Source organism: Paenibacillus pini JCM 16418 (genome assembly GCF_000576305.1).
Lineage (GTDB): Bacteria > Bacillota > Bacilli > Paenibacillales > Paenibacillaceae > Paenibacillus_AQ > Paenibacillus_AQ pini.
Genome location: NZ_BAVZ01000011.1, coordinates 46,191 through 62,605 on the forward strand (window position 1 = coordinate 46,191; position 16,415 = coordinate 62,605).

General features: G+C 39.6%; 14 protein-coding genes, 2 pseudogenes and 1 riboswitch. Of the genes and pseudogenes, 12 read left to right on the forward strand and 4 right to left on the reverse strand.

Going from position 1 to position 16,415, the window contains the following annotated elements:
- Window positions 1-42: 42 nt before the first annotated feature.
- Window positions 43-142, reverse strand: a riboswitch (purine riboswitch).
- A 125-nt stretch (window positions 143-267) separates the two neighbouring features.
- From JCM16418_RS15600 to JCM16418_RS15625, 6 genes and pseudogenes are all read left to right on the forward strand, one after another.
- Window positions 268-1,014: a hypothetical protein gene (locus JCM16418_RS15600; protein WP_306304793.1), complete on the forward strand. Its 747-nt coding sequence runs from the start codon at window positions 268-270 to the stop codon at window positions 1,012-1,014.
- A 12-nt stretch (window positions 1,015-1,026) separates the two neighbouring features.
- Window positions 1,027-2,711 (forward strand): annotated as a pseudogene (locus tag JCM16418_RS15605) (vWA domain-containing protein).
- 22 nt (window positions 2,712-2,733) lie between these two features.
- Window positions 2,734-3,873 carry a toxic anion resistance protein gene (locus JCM16418_RS15610; protein ID WP_036650696.1) on the forward strand — a complete coding sequence of 380 codons (1,140 nt, stop codon included), beginning with the start codon at window positions 2,734-2,736 and terminating at the stop codon, window positions 3,871-3,873.
- A gap of 131 nt (window positions 3,874-4,004) precedes the next feature.
- The gene (locus tag JCM16418_RS15615; protein ID WP_036650699.1) at window positions 4,005-4,202 is read left to right on the forward strand and encodes a DUF202 domain-containing protein; all 198 of its coding nucleotides are present in this window, start codon (window positions 4,005-4,007) and stop codon (window positions 4,200-4,202) included.
- Window positions 4,203-4,350: 148 nt separating this feature from the next.
- Window positions 4,351-4,836, forward strand: coding sequence for a MarR family transcriptional regulator (locus tag JCM16418_RS15620; protein ID WP_036650702.1), 486 nt, complete (start codon window positions 4,351-4,353; stop codon window positions 4,834-4,836).
- A gap of 136 nt (window positions 4,837-4,972) precedes the next feature.
- A complete protein-coding gene (locus JCM16418_RS15625; RefSeq protein WP_036650892.1) occupies window positions 4,973-6,208 on the forward strand; it encodes an MFS transporter in 1,236 nt (411 codons plus the stop codon).
- Window positions 6,209-6,332: 124 nt separating this feature from the next.
- On the opposite strand, the gene JCM16418_RS15630 is transcribed toward JCM16418_RS15625, so the two are convergent.
- Window positions 6,333-7,709: a lytic polysaccharide monooxygenase gene (locus JCM16418_RS15630; protein ID WP_036650705.1), complete on the reverse strand. Its 1,377-nt coding sequence runs from the start codon at window positions 7,707-7,709 to the stop codon at window positions 6,333-6,335.
- Between the two features lie 700 nt (window positions 7,710-8,409).
- On the opposite strand from JCM16418_RS15630, the gene JCM16418_RS15635 reads away from it, so the two are divergent.
- From JCM16418_RS15635 to JCM16418_RS15645, 3 genes and pseudogenes are all read left to right on the forward strand, one after another.
- A complete protein-coding gene (locus JCM16418_RS15635; RefSeq protein WP_036650707.1) occupies window positions 8,410-9,153 on the forward strand; it encodes a cyclase family protein in 744 nt (247 codons plus the stop codon).
- A gap of 378 nt (window positions 9,154-9,531) precedes the next feature.
- Window positions 9,532-10,877 (forward strand): annotated as a pseudogene (locus JCM16418_RS15640) (amino acid ABC transporter substrate-binding protein/permease); the annotation flags it as partial.
- Window positions 10,870-11,598, forward strand: a complete 729-nt coding sequence (locus JCM16418_RS15645) for an amino acid ABC transporter ATP-binding protein (RefSeq protein WP_036650709.1) — start codon at window positions 10,870-10,872, stop codon at window positions 11,596-11,598. The pseudogene JCM16418_RS15640 and the gene JCM16418_RS15645, both read left to right, overlap by 8 nt.
- A 140-nt stretch (window positions 11,599-11,738) precedes the next feature.
- On the opposite strand, the gene JCM16418_RS15650 is transcribed toward JCM16418_RS15645, so the two are convergent.
- Complete coding sequence (locus tag JCM16418_RS15650; protein ID WP_052020375.1) at window positions 11,739-12,134, reverse strand: VOC family protein; 396 nt, start codon at window positions 12,132-12,134, stop codon at window positions 11,739-11,741.
- A 133-nt stretch (window positions 12,135-12,267) separates the two neighbouring features.
- On the opposite strand from JCM16418_RS15650, the gene JCM16418_RS15655 reads away from it, so the two are divergent.
- Window positions 12,268-12,690: a VOC family protein gene (locus JCM16418_RS15655; protein WP_036650712.1), complete on the forward strand. Its 423-nt coding sequence runs from the start codon at window positions 12,268-12,270 to the stop codon at window positions 12,688-12,690.
- Between the two features lie 231 nt (window positions 12,691-12,921).
- On the opposite strand, the gene JCM16418_RS15660 is transcribed toward JCM16418_RS15655, so the two are convergent.
- A complete protein-coding gene (locus JCM16418_RS15660; protein WP_036650715.1) occupies window positions 12,922-13,707 on the reverse strand; it encodes a glucose-1-dehydrogenase in 786 nt (261 codons plus the stop codon).
- Between the two features lie 17 nt (window positions 13,708-13,724).
- Window positions 13,725-14,582 (reverse strand): GRP family sugar transporter, encoded by an 858-nt coding sequence (locus JCM16418_RS15665; protein ID WP_036650718.1) that lies wholly within the window; start codon window positions 14,580-14,582, stop codon window positions 13,725-13,727.
- A 219-nt stretch (window positions 14,583-14,801) separates the two neighbouring features.
- Here JCM16418_RS15665 and JCM16418_RS15670 point away from each other — a divergent pair, with 219 nt between their 5' ends.
- Together JCM16418_RS15670 and JCM16418_RS15675 are read left to right on the forward strand one after the other, a co-directional pair.
- Window positions 14,802-15,248 (forward strand): DinB family protein, encoded by a 447-nt coding sequence (locus tag JCM16418_RS15670; RefSeq protein WP_036650721.1) that lies wholly within the window; start codon window positions 14,802-14,804, stop codon window positions 15,246-15,248.
- A gap of 121 nt (window positions 15,249-15,369) precedes the next feature.
- Window positions 15,370-16,272: an SDR family oxidoreductase gene (locus JCM16418_RS15675; RefSeq protein WP_036650725.1), complete on the forward strand. Its 903-nt coding sequence runs from the start codon at window positions 15,370-15,372 to the stop codon at window positions 16,270-16,272.
- Window positions 16,273-16,415 lie beyond the last annotated feature (143 nt).

Genomic DNA, 16,415 nt, shown 5'->3' on the forward strand with positions numbered 1-16,415 from the left:
CTTGGTTGTTAATAGTAAAAAAACCAAAAAATCCTGACCACAAAATAGATAACACCATTTTGTAATCAGGATTTTTTGGTTCCTGGTAGAGACCCTCAAACCATATTATTGAGGTTATACATCTGTTATGTCTTAAAATTATACATATTTTAATACAACTATACAATATAGTTTGCGCTTATCTTTATTTGGATAAGTCCGTTATCAACATAAATAAACGGTTATCACTTCATAATCCATTGCGTATTAATAATATAGGGATTGGAGGTGCACGTATTGACTAATGAAAAGTACATAAAACTACTTGGAATCATCCTTGGTGTTGTAGTTATGAATATCCTTGTGCTCTCTCCCGGATTTTTAGGAGTGGTCATAGGCGAAAGTGCTCTGTCTTCAGCAGTTGGGGTAGCATTGCTCTTCGCAAGTGTCCTTGTGGTCGTATATGGGAGCTATGCTTTACTAATAAAGCAGCCCTTGGCGTTACCTGTAAAACAAATTAAAACACATGAAGACTACGTAGAGGCCTTAACTCACTACCGGCGTGTTAAAGTGCTGGAGGGTGATATCACATTTTCATTAGAGCAGTTGATTAGAATAAAAAAGAAAAAAGAAACCTTATTTAATGTTTTAAGTCAGAGATTTGATAAAACAGAGCTCAGTTTCAGGAAGTTTGATTCTGTTACGCAAGAAGTTGAAAAGTTATTCTACCTGAATATTCGAAGTATTCTAAATAGGCTGAATGTTTTTGATGAGTCTGAGTTGGAGAACGTTATGAACCCCAAGTCATCGCAGTTTTCTTTGGAACTTCTTCAGGAAAAGAAAAAAGTGTTTAACGAATTTCTATCTTATATGAAAAGTTCATTAGTGACTAATGAAGAAATCCTGTTAAAACTTGATAGATTGCTGCTGGAAATATCCCGTTTAGATAGTTTTGAACTAGAGGATATTGAGAATATGCCTTGTATGCAGGAGATCGACTCATTGATTAACCAGACCAAATATTATAAACAGTGAGAGGTGCATCGCATGGGAAAGAAAAATAAATTCCTCATCCTATCTGTATTTATCGTGATACTCGTATTTGCCCTTGTGTATATAGGCGTAAATTTAACAGCAAATTTAGGGAAAACAAAAACACAGGTATCTTCAGAAGATTCAAATAAACTCCTAAAAAAACTTTACTCAAATATCTCGATATATACCGAGCAGCCCGTGAAAGCAGATCGATCTTAACCCCGCAGATGTCTCAGAATCCTTACCGGATATTTCGAAGTTTCCAATAACGGTTGAAAAGACGAATGAAAACTTTGTAGAAATCTTTTCTTCAACTGAAAAGTCAGGTTCAGGTGTTGATGGATGGCTTACTGAGGTAGCTAACGATTTTAACAAAGCAAATATTACAGTAAACGGCAAACCGTCTTCTGTTAGAATTCGGAATATTGCCTCGGGAACAGCGTCTGATTATATCAAATCCGGAAAATACGTACCTGACGCGTTTACACCTTCGAACGAGTTATGGGGCGAAATGGTTAAGGCAAGTGGGGTTAAGACACAGCTTATGTCTAAGCGTCTAGTGGGAAACGTTCCCGGTATTGTAATAGCAAAAGCAAAATATGATGCGCTAATCAATAAGTATGGTTCTGTAAATGTTAAAACAGTGACAGATGCGATAGCAAATAATGATTTTTCGATGGGGTATACGGATCCATTTGCTAGTTCGACGGGATTAAACTTTCTAGTCACAGCATTAAATACCTTTGATAGTTCTAACATCTTAGGAAAAAAAGCCGTTGAGGGTTTTGAGAAGTTTCAAGCGAATGTGCTTTATTGCATCCACAACGATACAAATGCGTGATGCTGCGAAGTCGGGTATGCTTGACGGCTTTATTTTAGAGTATCAAACCTATATGAATGCAACAGATTTAAAAGATGATTATGTGTTCACTCCTTTTGGAGTAAGGCATGACAGTCCGTTATATGCTCTGGGTGATCTTCCTAAAGATAAACTGGATATCATTAAAAATTTTACCGAGTTCGTTGAAGAAGATAAATATCAGAAGTTGGCTAAGGAAAAGGGCTTTAATCATCTCAATGATTACAAGTCAGAGATTGGTGCTGTGAAGGGTAGTGACTTAATATCTGCTCAGAAGTTGTGGAAAGAAAAGAAGAATGGAAGTAAATCCATTGCGGCGGTGTTCGTAACCGATGTTTCTGGAAGCATGGCCGGGCAACCGCTAAACCGTTTGAAAGAGTCCCTATTAAAAGGTCAGAAGTACTTAGGCAGAGATAACAGCATTGGTCTGGTTTCCTATTCAGATACCGTACATATTAATTTGCCGATTGGGAAATACGACACGAACCAGCAGTCCATGTTTGTGGGTTCGGTAAATAGTCTTCAAGCGAGTGGAGGGACTGCAACTTTTGATGGAATTGTTGTGGCTTTGAAAATGCTTCAAGATAAGGTGGCTCTTGATCCTAATATTAAGCCTATTATTTTTGTATTAAGTGATGGTGAGACGAACCAGGGTTATTCACTTCAAGATATCAAGGGACTCATTGAGAACTATAAAATCCCAATATATACGATAGGGTATAACGCAAATATAAAGGCCCTTCAAAGTATTTCAAGTATTAATGAAGCAGCAAGTATTAATGCGGATACAGATGATGTTGTCTACAAAATCGGAAACTTGTTTAACGTTCAAATGTAGCTTAAACCAAGGGAGGATTACAATGTCATTTACGATGGAAGTACCCAGTCAAGAAGAAATTAAGACTGCTATCGAGGAACAGGTTAAACCCGTTCCTGAAGAGGTTGCAAAACTTAAAGCAGTAGCAGAGGCTAATGTAGAAACGATCATGGCTTTAGACCTTGATTCGTTGGAGAAGCGAAAAGAGATTTTGCAGACCATCGATAATTTTGGTATAAACACGATGAAATCTTCGTCAGAGAAAAATTCCTTGTTGCAGATATCTGTTGGAAATCTCTCTAAAAGAGGAGATGAAGGAAGCTTAGTCGCCAAAGGGTTGGCTGAGTTGCAAATACAGCTAAAGGATTTGGACCCAAGTGTAATCGACTTCGCAAAACGAGGTGTCCTTGGCAAATTTTTTAATCCACTTCGGACATATTTCTTGAAATACGAGAAAGCAGATACAGTTATTTCGAATATTATCGAAACACTCGGTAAGGGCAAGATCACATTGAAGAATGATAATACGACCTTGGAAATTGAACAGCAAACGCTTCGGGAGCTTACTAAGAAGCTTAAGAAGGAGATCCAGCTTGTTTCATTAATGGATGAATCCATCGAATCGCAGATCGAAGCAGCTAAGGCGCGCAATGAAGATCCGGATAAAATTCAGTTTATTACCGAAGAAGTTTTGTTCCCGCTTAGGCAAAGAACGATGGATATGCAACAGATGCTGGCAGTTAACCAACAAGGGATTATCTCTTTTGAAGTTGTAATGCGTAATAATAAAGAACTCATACGTGGAGTTGATCGTGCAAATACTGTGACTGTCGCAGCTTTGAGAACTGCTGTAACGGTGGCCAGTGCGCTCTACAATCAAAATATAGTATTGAAGAAGCTCGAAGCGTTAAATCAGACTACGAATGATTTCATTGCAGGTACGTCAAAAATGCTGATGCAGCAAGGAGTTGCAATTCAGAAGCAAGCCATGGAATCTAGTGTTTCTGTAGAAACGCTGAAGCAAGCCTTTGGTGATACTCTATTGGCTCTCGACTCTATAAGCGCTTATAAGCAGGAAGCGATGCCTAAAATGCGTGAAACGATTAATCAGTTTCGTGAACTGGCCGAAGTGGGAGAGAAGCAAATTCAGCGACTAGAGAAAGGGCATAAATTGGGTCTGTAATTTACGAAGAATGAATAGATGGTTGGTTTAAACTATTCTATAATGTAGAATAAAGAAAATAATGGAAGATTATTATGCTAGCCTCCAATTATTTTTCATTAATTTATAGAAAAGTAAGAAGGAGTGATCGTATGACTGCTTACGTGCAAGTTGGTATTGTACTATCCTTATTGATAGGCGTTGGCATGTTATTTATCTCACGAAGCAAGCGTATGAACAGAAAAACATTACAATGGCTAGGTTATTTTCTCATTATTGTATCGATAGTACTTATTATCTTCGGGATTTTTCAATACGTTGATGCAGAAAAACATAGCTTAACCCACTAAGATCTGTAATCGGAGACAGAATTAAGTTTATAATCTAGTGCAAGTGTCTTGACACTTGCACTTGTTGCATTTGAGTGGTTATATATTGTTGAGATAGAAACAAAAATATAATATATTGTTAATGCACCAACGGTTGGGAGGACAGGCCATGAGCAAAGAAGAACAGGTTATCATTGGGTTCAGGGACTTATATAACAAGATGGTTTGGCTTAATAAGGATAAGATGGAGGCCAGTCTTAAAGGCTATACTCCTTCTGAAATACATTGCATCGAATATATTGAAAAAAATGTGGATTCCAACGTGACAAAACTTGCGGAGTCCTTTTATATGACTCGCGGTGCCATAAGTAAATTAACGAAGAAGCTCATAGAAAAAGGCTTAATCGAAAGTTATCAGAAGCCTGATAACAAGAAAGAAATCTATTTTAGGCTTACCGAGCAAGGAAAAGTCATATATAAAATTCATGAGGACCTGCATAAAGAGTTTCAAGAGCGGGATAAAGCCGTATTTGAACAGGTAACTGAGGAACAATATGATAGTATGATTAGCTTCGTGGAAAGGTATAATAGGCATCTGGATGCAGAGATACAGAAAATAGGTACAGATATTTTAGGTAGGGAAAAAATTGAATAATAAAAAGAGAACCACAGGCAGCCCAGCTCTCTTGCGAGCGGGCTGCATTTTTCGTTATTATTTTGTTGACCGGGAAACAAAATTGAGATACGATAAATTTGTTTCCAAGGAAATAAAAAAAGAGGAGAAGACTTACATGTCCAAATTTAGATCACACAATAAACAGAACACAGAACACTCCATAGATAAACATGCTTTAATATTTGGTCTAATCTCTGTGTTTCTGTGCGGAATAGGCTTCAGTATCATTACACCTGTCGTCCCATTCTTAGTGCAGCCCTATATAAGTTATCCGGGAGAACAGGCTATCGTTGTTACGCTGTTGACCTCTGTGTATGCATTCTGCGTGTTTTTTGCAGCCCCCATACTTGGAACATTGAGCGACAAATATGGCCGTCGCCCATTGCTTTTATTTTGCCTTTTAGGTTCCGCAATTGGGTACTTCGTTTTTGGCATAGGAGGAGCTCTATGGGTACTATTTGCTGGGCGCATAATAGAAGGAGTAACAGGCGGGAGCATAAGCACGATCTTCGCCTATTTTGCAGACATCATTCCTCCGCAGCAGAGAACTAAATACTTCGGCTGGGTGAGTGCGGTTGTAGGTGTAGGAACCGTCATTGGTCCAACTCTAGGCGGATTGCTAGCCAAGTTTGGTTATGCTGTACCCATGTATTTTGGGGCAGTCATCACTTTATTGAATGTTGTGTATGGATTCTTTTTTATGCCTGAGAGCCTTAAGAAGAACAATAGACTGAAAGAGATTACCTTAGTAAGACTCAATCCATTCTCACAGCTTGCAAATCTACTTTCCATGAAAATCTTAAGAAGGCTACTTGTCTCAGCGTTCTTACTTTGGATACCCAATGGATCTTTACAGGCTGTTTTTTCACAATTTACAATGGATACGTTCAATTGGAAACCTGCACTAATCGGACTTATGTTCTCAATTATGGGCGTCCAAGACATCATTTCACAAGGTCTCATCATGCCAAAGCTTCTGAAAAAACTTAACGATAAACAGATTGCCATTCTTGGAATGGGTTCGGAGATTATTGGCTACAGTCTAATTGCACTGTCTGTTTTGTGCTCTTTCTATCCACTTCTTATCGCCGGAATGTTTATATTTGGTTTTGGTGATTCAATCTTTGGACCTTCATTCAATGGGATGCTCTCCAACTCTGTCGACTCTAGCGAACAAGGAAGGATTCAAGGAGGTAGCCAATCGATTCAGGCTTTAGCCAGAATGATTGGGCCGATCATTGGAGGACAAATCTATGTATCACTTGGTCATGCCGCACCCGCTTATATGGGAGTAATCTTTATAGCAGCGGCAATATTAGTTTTATATAAGAAAACACATGTAAGTATATAACTAGTTTTAGAGGTTTTATGAACCCTATTTAACTATAGTCTAAGGTTAGCGAAATGGCTAACCTCTCCACAAAAAATAGCCCACATCCTCATAAGAGGAAGTGGGCTATTTCATCTTTTAAATGTTACTTCAGCAACCACAGAGAAGGAACATTGGTTGGTTCCCATCCTACGAGGGATGTGTGAGGTTGACGACATTCATATGTTGCACCATTGTAAGTAACTAAAGTTCCTGTTGTGTAGGCAACGTTTGGAGCCCAAGCTGCTGCACCACCTGGTGTTGTTGTCGCAGCAGCAGTTGTTGCATTAACCGCATTGCTGTTAGCTGATTCATTACCAGCCGCATCGATAGCGCGAACTGTGAATGTGTAAGCTGTATTCGCTGTTAGACCTGTAGCTGAATACGTAAGCGTTGTTCCAGAAACCGTTCCTGCCAGAGTTGTTCCGCGGTATACACGGTATCCTGTCACCCCTACATTATCGGATGAAGCATTCCATTTTAGAGAAATAGAAGTTGAAGAAGGTGTACCATTCACTTGCAAACCGGATGGAGCAGTAGGAGCTGTTGTGTCTGTTGTTGTTCCAGCAGTTGTAGTGAATGTAACTGCATTGCTCGCTGCCGATGTATTACCAGCTGCATCGACTGCTTTAACCGTAAAGGTGTAAGCGGTATTCGCAGTAAGACCTGTAATATTATAATTCAATGTAGATCCATTAGAAGTTGTAGCGACTAATGTGGAACCATTATAAATTTTGTAAGCGGTTACTGCAACATTGTCAGTAGAAGCACCCCAGCTGAGTGATGCACTTGTTGTAGCTACATTAGAAACAACTGCATTTGCTGGAGCCGTTGGTGCTGCAGTGTCGGAAGGAGTGCTGCCGCCGCCACCAAAATCGACATCAATAACATTGTAGAAAGCATTCGCTGTATCAGCAATTTCCCATACAGCAAGAATCACTTGGTAGCCTGTTCTGCTTGGTACATTACAAGTATCAGTATATGAAGCTGGCGGTTGTGCACCATTGTAATTTACGTTACAGAAAGGAGTAAGATCGAAAGAATCACGAGTAAGAGGTGCATTCGGATTCCAATTTTGCTTCGTCATATAGTACTTCCAGCTTGTTGTTGCATGACGTGCAGATATAGTCCATTTAAATGTGTTAGTTCCAGCAGTCATATTGACTTTGGCCCAACGTGTTGCGGACTGTTCGTCCAATTTAGGGAAAGCACCACCTGCACTAGCAATTTTGCCATCTGCTGGTCCAGCAGCAGGGAAGCCCTTAGGCGCTTCTAAACTTTGTGGTTCATACATTACTTGACCGCAATCTGTATTGACTCCAGTCTTACAGAGAGCAGCACGACCACCAGGTGCTTCAACATACCCGTGAGCAGAGGCCCGATCAGCGATAAGCATCATGCCGATCATCATCACCAGAATCATACTTGAAGCGATAATCCATTTATACAAGCTTGTTTGACGGGGTAAAATAATAGTTGACATATAAAGCCTCCTAATAATTGGTTTTTTGGTTGTCACTAAACAATACTATTAGACTGAAACGTATACCTCCTTATTTAAAAGAATAGAAATACTAGAAATACCACCGACAGATGATTTGTGCTTGTCTTAAGATGATTTATATAAACTCATTAAGAGTTCACATACAATATAAAGCGCTTTCATATTGTGCTAAAAAAATTTATAAACTCGGTATTATTTACATATATTTCTATTAACATTCTAATATTTTAAATATAAAGTATTTTTATGTAAACAGCAATGATAAATTTCAACTATTTTCCATTATATAATGATTATTATCCAGTTAATGTATAATTTTTGACAAAAAGTTAGTTTAGAGATTACTTTTTTATCGAAAATTATAATTCTCTCAATGTGAAAAAATGTTATGTTATATTTATCCAATACTGACCCTGATTCAGCCTAAAGATGATTGTTATAAAAATATTACAATCAGATCTTTATTAAGTCATCAATGAGGTCTACCCAATGAAAAGGATTTGGAATTGGGTAGACCTCAATATCATGACGAGGCTCTAGAGCAGTATGTGAAAGATTTGAAGAACAGTGATTTATTGCAGAAACCTTATAATAGGAGAGAACTTATCTGCACTTCAATTTTAGATGTTGTCTTAGAGGAATCACAAATACATATGTAATGGAAAAGAGGGATCGTATTATGAATTCTTCACAAGTGATCGCTGACTTTATGAATTGCTATAAACAGCTTCAAGTATATGATGTCTCTCCTGTATTTGAAACCAACATGCCAGGGTTTCATAATCATCCTTCACTTGGAATCGTTGAGAATCATCGCAATTTCTGTCATCACGGATATTATGCGCAAACACTAATTATTTCAGAGCATACGGGTTCTCATGTTGATGCACCGGGTCATTGTCACGGAGAAAAAGCAACGATTGACCAGTTACCCGTTGATTGTTTAATTGGCCCATATAAGAAATATGATCTTTCATCTTTCTCTCCCCAAGCAGGTAAGCCCGTTGAGCTAACGCTGATCAAAGAAGTAGAGAAACGTGACGACATCTCGATTCAAACAGGTGATATTATTCTGATTGACTTTGGATGGGACAAATATTATAAATCGGACTCCTGTAATTATAAAGAAAGAGAATGGTGGGGGAAAAATGAACCGGGATTGACCCAAGAAGTATGTAAATACTTCGTTGATTCGGGTATTAAAGCGATCGGTGCAGATACCCCCGGTGTTGATATTTGTATGTTGGATGGAAACATTATAAGCGCCCCAGGTCATGTGGAATATTTTTTGCCAAACAATATTTTAATTATGGAGGGATTCAGTGGGATGAATCAGGCGCCTGCAGCAGGCATTTTTATAGCTCTTCCACTGAAAATCAAAAATGGTTCCGGATCGCCTATACGCCCCATATTACTCGGATAAAAAACCGCCTATACGCGGTTTTTTTTATATTTATATCTAGATAGTTGTTTTGAAGCCTGTGCAACAGTGGAATACTGATAACAATGTAAGAACATGAATACCATAATTTAGTAATAGATTTACCATAAATATTGTGTTATAAATTTTCGAGTGGAAAGCAAGGAGACATCCTTCTTTTTGACTGTTTAATAGCGTTAAAGTGATGATTTGGAAACAATTGTTTAAGAAAGAATGTTTAATGGGTACTTTCTTAAAGTGTTGTTTAACATAAAGGAGGACCCTATGAAAATATTGCGTACATTTATATTCACCGTGTCTATGCTATTACTAAGTATTTCAAGTATGCCGTATTTGACAACAAGTGTTATGGCAGAACCGGCTTCCACGAAAACATATCAAATTGGAACCGATGTAACATTTGCTCCTTTTGAATTCCAAGACGCCAGCGGGAAATTTGTCGGCATTGATATGGATTTGTTGGAGCCATTGCCAAGGATCAGAACTTTAAGTATGAGGTCAAACCTATGGGTTTTAATGCCGCTGTTCAGGCGTTGGAAGCACATCAGGTCGACGGCGTCATCGCCGGTATGAGTATCACGGATGAACGGAAACAGACATTTGATTTTTCTGATTCCTATTATGATTCGGGTGTAGTCATGGGTGTCCGCGATGATCAAACGATGGTGAAAGAATATGCAGACTTAAAAGGTAAGAAAGTTGCTGTGAAGACAGGTACGGAGGGATATACCTTCGCGCAGTCTATTGCCTCAAAGTATGGCTTCACGATTGTTCCTTTCGACGAATCTTCACAGATGTATGATGACGTTAAAACTGGAAACTCGATTGCATGTTTTGATGACTTCCCTGTACTTTCATATGGTCAAAAAATGAAAAGTGGAGTTAAAGTTGTAACGAAGATGGAAAAAGGCGGCTCCTATGGCTTCGCTGTCAGTAAAGGCCAGAACAAAGAGCTTTTAGAGAAATTCAATACCGGATTAGCTAATATAAAAGCTAATGGTGAATATAAACGTATCATTGATAACTATACAGCTACACAGGGACAAGCTCCTCAAAGTCGCCTTGAAATTATCAAAGATGCTTTACCTTCTCTATTTAAAGGACTTGGTAACACGCTTATTTATACGATTGCTTCTTTATTTTTCGCATTCATTTTAGGACTGATCTTTGGTTTTATGAAAGTGAGTCAGAACAAATGGCTTCGAGGAATTGCAACTGTATTTGTAGATTTATTCCGTGGTATCCCGCTTATTGTTCTTGCGTTCTTTATCTATTTTGGTATCCCGCAAGCATTCGGATTTACGATGCCACTGTTCTTAGCCGCAATTTTGACATTGAGTTTAAACGCTGGTGCTTATGTAACGGAGATCATTCGTGGGGGTATTCAATCGATTGACCGCGGTCAGATGGAGGCAGCAAGGTCTCTTGGTCTGCCTTATCGGAAAGCAATGATCAAAATTATCATTCCGCAGGCGATTCGTATTATGATTCCATCATTTATCAATCAGCTTGTGATTACGTTAAAAGATACTTCTATACTTTCTGCTATTGGCTTAGTCGAGCTGACGCAATCGGGGAAAATCGTTATAGCAAGGACTTTTACTTCGTTTGATATTTGGCTTGTCGTTGCTATTATATATTTGGTTGTCATTACAATTCTAACTAAAATTTCGGGCCGCTTGGAAAGGAAGGTACATCATGGGTAAAATCCGAGTAGAAGGATTACAAAAGAGCTTTGGTTCCAATCATGTACTGAAAGGCATCGATATTGAGGTGAAAGAAGGCGAAGTTGTTTGTGTGATAGGACCTTCGGGTTCAGGAAAAAGCACATTTCTTCGCTGTATAAACCGGTTGGATGATATAACAGCAGGTAAAGTCATCATAGATGATCAGGATATTAATAATTCCAAAACAGACATTAATAAGGTACGTGAAAATATCGGCATGGTATTTCAGCATTTCAATTTATTTCCACACTTTAGCGTTCTGAAAAATATCATGTTCGCACCGATGGAATTAGGCAAACAAACCGAAGAGCAGGCGCGTAAAACAGCTCTGAAGTTGCTTGATCAAGTTGGCTTATCGGATAAAGCCGATGCATTCCCTAATAAACTATCAGGCGGTCAGAAGCAGCGCGTAGCTATCGCAAGAGCACTGGCGATGAATCCTGACATTATGCTGTTCGATGAACCTACATCGGCGCTCGATCCAGAGATGGTAGGAGAGGTGCTCGGTGTTATGAATGATTTGGCACGAGAGGGCATGACCATGATGATTGTTACGCATGAGATGGGTTTTGCTCGTGAAGTGGCTGATCGAGTTATCTTTATGGATGGTGGATATATCGTCGAGGAAGGTCCTCCTGAGGATGTGTTTGGTAGTCCTAAGAATGAACGTACAATCAGCTTTTTAGAAAAAGTGCTTTAATCTTTATCTATATCGAGAGTATGAAATAAATAGGTATTAAAAGTTAAAAGCCGCGTTTTACGCGGCTTTTTTAATATTTTAATTTAGTTCCTGATACATAAGTTCGAAGTTACATTACTCAATCATTTTTTGTTACGAAATTACATTTTACCGAAGTTCGGGAAAGGTCCTTTGCTAGGATCTACTCCTTCTAATTGACAATATGCTTCGAGTGTAATATCGCCCGGTGCTTTCAGATAAAAAGTATATGAACCATGCATGACCGTAGGAGTCTCAACCTGATAACCGTCGTCTTTAAGACGTTGATTTAGATCATCTACTTCTTGTTTCGATTGTTGAGGAAAACCAACATGGAAACTATCTGGATAGTTTATTTCCTTACCGATCATTAAGTTTAGTAAGAATCCATCGTCGTCTACCATGCCTACAAATGCTTTACCTGCAGTAGTATAGCTTTTCAAGCCAAAATATTTTTCTAAGAAGTCCCTAACCTCAATGACATCAGTTACAGTCAGATTTAAGTGATTAATTTTCATTATAAAACCCCACTTTCTTATTCGAATTTGTTATAATCGTAAATTAACTCCGAACGTCTGATTTCGAAACATCGAATACGTGTGAAATAGAGTTTGTATACCTATGAACTTCCAATGGGAGGAATGAAGAATTATGGTTCAATCCATCGTACATATCGCTTTAGTTGTAAAAGATTATGATGAGGCATTAGAGTTTTATACCAAGAAGCTCAATTTCACTGTGATTGAAGATACTTATCAGCCGGAACAAGATAAACGCTGGGTTGTCATATCCCCACCTGGTTCCGTAGGCACGACATTATTACTTGCCAGAGCATCCAAACCTGAACAAGAGGATGTTATAGGTAACCAGACAGGCGGGAGAGTCTTTCTGTTTCTAAATACCGATGATTTTTGGAGAGATTACAACGAAATGATTGCGAGAGGAATCGAATTCGTAAGGGAACCAGAGGATCAATCTTATGGGACGGTAGCTGTATTTAAAGACCTATATGGAAACCTGTGGGACTTATTAGAACTGAAACAAGATCATCCCATTTCCAAAAGAATGTCATAAGGAAGGGTTGAAATATGTCCTTCCAAATTTTAGTTAATATTACTGTCTAGGAGGGAGATAAGCTATAACAGAGAGGAGGATGAATGAAGAAATGGAAGATCATGTGAAAAAAAGGCTAAAAAAGCCGTATTTCCAAAAAATCTTTCAGAAATCGACTGGAGTTATGCTAATAGGTTATGGAGTGAAGACGGTTCTTTGATTTAATATAATCAGTCGCAAAAAAAGGGGCGGTTATCCACGCCCTCCTTGGAAGCTTGGGTACTTCGTCATCCCGCCGTCAGCGAAAAGAGTAATCCCAGTAACATAACTGGATTCAGAAGAAGCCAGCCAAGCTGCAACTGCAGCGATTTCTTCGGGTTCCCCAATATATCCCATGGGAATCATGGAGACCACATCAGCTTTGGCTTTGGGATCGGCGAACTTTTCAGCGTTGATCGGAGTATTAATGGCTCCAGGCCCTATACTGTTAATCCGTATTCCTTTTGATGCGAACTCAAGAGCAAGTGTCTCTGTTAACATTTTGATGCCTCCCTTGCTAGCTGCATAGTGGACAAAATGAGGCCAAGGAATCTTCTCATGTACACTAGACATATTAATAACGGTCCCCTTAATATCGTTCTCAAGCATATAATGAATGGATTCACGACTGCCGAGAAAAGCTCCAGTAAGATTCACATTAATCACTTTGTTCCAATCATCTAATGATAATTTCTCAGAGGGAACCTCATTTTCCACACCCGCATTGTTAATGAAGATGTCTAACCTTCCAAAGGACTCATCTGCTAAACGTATTAGATTCTTCACATCTTCCTCGTTGGTAACATCGCCTTGAACTGGTATAGCTTTTCCTCCGCCAGCCTCAATGTCTTTAATCAATTGATCCAACTCTTCACTCGGATATTGATAGTTCACAATCACATTTGCCTTCTCTTGCCCGAAGCGAAGGGCCATCGATTTTCCAATCCCACTTGAAGCTCCCGTGATAATTACTGTTTTGCCTTCAAGATCCTTATACATGTTTGCAACTCCTCGATTTAACTTTTTGTGAATCCCATCATGACGCCTCCAGCAATAATTAAACAACAACCGATGATTACAAAGACCATTTGACGTTTGGACTTCTTCTCACCGAGAAAAAATATACCCCCAAGTGTAGAGATAATAATCCCTGTTTGGGACAGTGAGAAGCTGGTCGCTTGACCGATATGAGGAAGAGACAGGAGCAGACCCAAATTCCCGATTCCCCACCAAATTCCTGTGATTATATTGCGTGCCATATACTTATTAAAAGGCTTATGTCTAAAGGTTAACATTAGTGTACCAACAGTAATCCCTATGCCCTGAGGAAGAACAGCAGCCCATCCATTAATATCGTACCAACGAAGAAGACTGACATAAATCAGATAACCAAAGGTTGACAGGATTAATATAGAAACCCCTCGGCCCGTGCTTGTCTTGTTATCTTGCTTAGGGGCATCCTTGTCCTTAATGACGGTGAATACCGCACCTAGAATGATACATAAGATGGCAGCTGATCCAAGAATGATGGTGAAGAGAGTTGTCCATTCATGAAAGACAATGACTCCGATTAGAGTAGTTGCCACCAACTGCATCCCCGTCGATAGTGGGACTGCTCGTGAGACACCGATATATTGAACAGCACGCAGCTGATAGCTCTGTCCAACAGCCCAAAATATGCCTGATATAATACCAACAACCCATATCAGAGGGTTTAACGTTGGGGTGCTGAACGCGAAAAGGATGATCGAGAAGATGAGTGCCCCAATTCCGGTACCGAGTACCTGGCTATAAGCGTCACCTCCGAGTTTTGTATTGAAGAATACGATACTTCCCCAGGTCACAGCCGGAAGAAGCGCCAAAAGTAGATACATTGTATATTTCCTTCTTCCCATACTGCATTCTTACAAGTTACTGTGTTCCACTTCTGACAAACTTATTCGTCAAACATAAAACGAGTTGGGTTAAATAAAGTCAAACTATAATTGTGGATTTATGTATTGTGCGAACAAGCAGTTAAAAGAACAAAGGTGTCCAAAAAGATGTGTCGAATGTATGAGAATAATCTGATTTATTACAGGAGGGTATGACGAGTGAAAACAATCCAATTGATGTTTGATCATTTAAACTGGGCTAATCAACGTATATTAGAAACCTTGCAACATAGTGAGGTTGAAGGCCAACAGGTACGTTTGTTTTCTCATATTCTGAATGCAGAACGAGTATGGGTGACAAGATTAAGAGGAATGGATAGCTCACAGCTACCCATCTGGTCAGATAGTGATATTGCAGCCTGTGCAAAACTGAGTAAGCAAAACGAAGAGGAGTTCAAATCATTTCTTTCGGAAATAAAAGATAGTGAACTAGATTACTTCATCACATACTTCAATAGTAAAGGTGTGGAATTCAAAAAGTCTATTCGAGATATTTTGTCCCAAGTTATACTACACGGTCATTATCATCGAGGACAGATTAACTCATTATTTCGAGCAGAAGGTATCGAACCCGTTATGATTGATTATATTATATTTGCAAGATAGAGGATGTCTGGAAGATATCGGTATTTGGTTTAAATGTCTCCGATCAAGGTTACTAAGAGAAGAGTTAAACCTTTATCCAACTACTAAATTATACACATACAACTTAGAGGAGGAATTGACTATGTCAGATCAAAACCAACACACGATGCAAGACCCTACTTCACAATATCCGAAGGCAACAGCAGAATGGAAACAGAAGCAGCAGGAGCCAGGATTACAAAAGGAAATGAATCCTATACCTGATGCAGGGGAGACAAGCTACCGAGGAACCGGACGTTTGGCAGGACGAAAAGCTGTGGTTACAGGGGCCGACAGCGGGATTGGCCGTGCAGCAGCAATAGCATTTGCCCGTGAAGGTGCAGATGTGTTGTTGTCTTATTTACCTGAAGAAGAGGCGGATGCGCAGGAAGTGGTCAAGTTGATCGAAGAAGCGGGCCAGAAGGCTATTACCATACCTGGTGACCTTAGGGATGAGCAATTCTGTGAACAGCTAATTGCAACTGCAGTCGAGAAGCTTGGCGGAATTGATATTTTGGCTAATGTTGCAGGTAAGCAGCAGTTCGTCGAAGATATTGCTGATCTGACAACAGAACAATTCGATGCCACGTTCAAGACCAATGTGTATTCACTCTTCTGGCTGTGCAAAGCTGCGGTGAAGCATATGAAGCCTGGTAGCTCAATCATCAACACCTCATCAATTCAGGCTTACAAACCTTCACCAATTCTTTTGGATTATGCCACTACGAAGTCAGCGATTAACACGTTTACCAAAGCGCTAGCACAACAAGTTGCAAGCAAGGGTATTCGAGTAAACGCTGTAGCACCGGGCCCCGTATGGACGCCACTCCAAGTCATCGGCGGGCAGCCGACTGAAAAGCTGGCAGAATTCGGTGCAAACACACCAATGGGGCGTCCAGGACAGCCTGCTGAAATGGCACCGGCATATGTGTTCTTGGCTAGTCAGGAATCCAGCTATATTAGTGGGGAAACACTCAATGCGAATGGCGGTACGCCTACGCCGTAACAAATTCAATCATTTCAATAATAGGGCTGGTCCTACGGAGGACTGGCTCCTTTTTTGGTTTATGACGGCATCTGGATCACAGCGTTAGCACATTAGAAATGCTCAGTATGAATAATCGGTTTTCAACGAGATGACAATAAAGA